The 1244-nt window shown below is 36.2% G+C and carries 1 protein-coding gene; it reads right to left on the reverse strand.

What is annotated here, in order from left to right; genetic code table 11:
- Window positions 1–36 precede the first annotated feature (36 nt).
- Complete coding sequence (locus D9K81_RS18200) at window positions 37–1023, reverse strand: IS110 family RNA-guided transposase (protein WP_004278529.1); 987 nt, start codon at window positions 1021–1023, stop codon at window positions 37–39.
- Window positions 1024–1244: the final 221 nt, after the last annotated feature.

Below are 1244 nucleotides of genomic sequence, written 5' to 3' on the forward strand. Positions count from 1 at the left end.
TGAGATACCGTCTTGGTAGTCAATCAGGTTTTGAGATTATTCGACCAATAAATAATCTCTTTGATAGGCAGTCTGATGTTTTAAAACGCCATAACACAGATGTATAAGCTTGCGCATTGCAGCACCTAAAGCACACATTTTATTTTTACCCTGGCTTAATAATCGTTGATATAAAGCTTCAATGTGTGGATTATATTTAATCGCTGTTAATGCTGACATATACAATACTGAGCGTATTTTACTGTCACCTGCTTTTGATAAGTGACTTTGCTTGTTGACTGAACTGCCAGACAACTGATGTACTGGAACCAAACCTACATATGCAGCAGCTTGACTTGCTTTTTCAAACTTGTGCGAATGAAATAACCCCAATAGTAATAAGCCTGATCGTTCACCGATTGAAGGAATAGTTTGCAGTAATTTCAAATCCTGTTTCAATGTTGGATCTTGATCTATGTGATTATTTATTAACTTATCAATATGTTCAAGTTGCTGATTTAAATACTCAATATTCTCTTCAAGTAATTTAATCACAACAACGGAGGTATGAGTGGACTGCGCCTTTTCAAGTCGATTCTTTTCCTGCAATAGACTACCTAGATAGACATCTCGTCTGCCTAGTAAAGCTTTTAATAATCTGACATTTTCAGGTTCAGGCTGCCATATGATTAACTTTGCGGTGTAACCATAACGTGAAAGAGCTTCACTATCAGCTTTATCCGTTTTATTTAGCATGGACATGCCTTTGGCAAAGGCTCTTACTCGTGAAGGATTAGCCACACAAACCTTTACACCTGCATCATATAGATAATATCCCAAATTCTCATGATAAACCGAAGTCGCTTCCATGATTGCTGTCACTTGATCAGGTTCAATTTTAAGAGTGATGAGCCATTTGAGCAGACTGCCAAAGCCACTTTCTGTATTAGTAAATATTTTATTTTTTCTTTTTCCAGTCAAACCTTGAGGGAAAATGCAACAATCTATTTTGGTTTTACTGACATCAATACCTAGCATAATCATGGTGATATTCCTTGAGTTTAAGCTATGATTTTTATCCCATTAACCATCATCTTACCTTGTGAATACAGCATCAAAGTGCTTAGTTACCGTTCAGAGTTGTATGAGGGATAAGGGCAAATTGTAGGTTTTATCTCAGGTTCAAATTTAAGATTTTAGCAGCACTCCAAACTCTACAATTTGCGTATAGTGGTAGCTAATCACTATATCAATCAAGATACAAG

The sequence above is a fragment of the Acinetobacter chengduensis genome (genome assembly GCF_003664645.1).
Lineage (GTDB): Bacteria > Pseudomonadota > Gammaproteobacteria > Pseudomonadales > Moraxellaceae > Acinetobacter > Acinetobacter chengduensis.

Bases quoted from the DNA above. Each gene is read 5' to 3' on its own strand.
- D9K81_RS18200 (WP_004278529.1), bottom strand. From the start codon at position 1,023: ATGATTATGCTAGGTATTGATGTCAGTAAAACCAAAATAGATTGTTGC.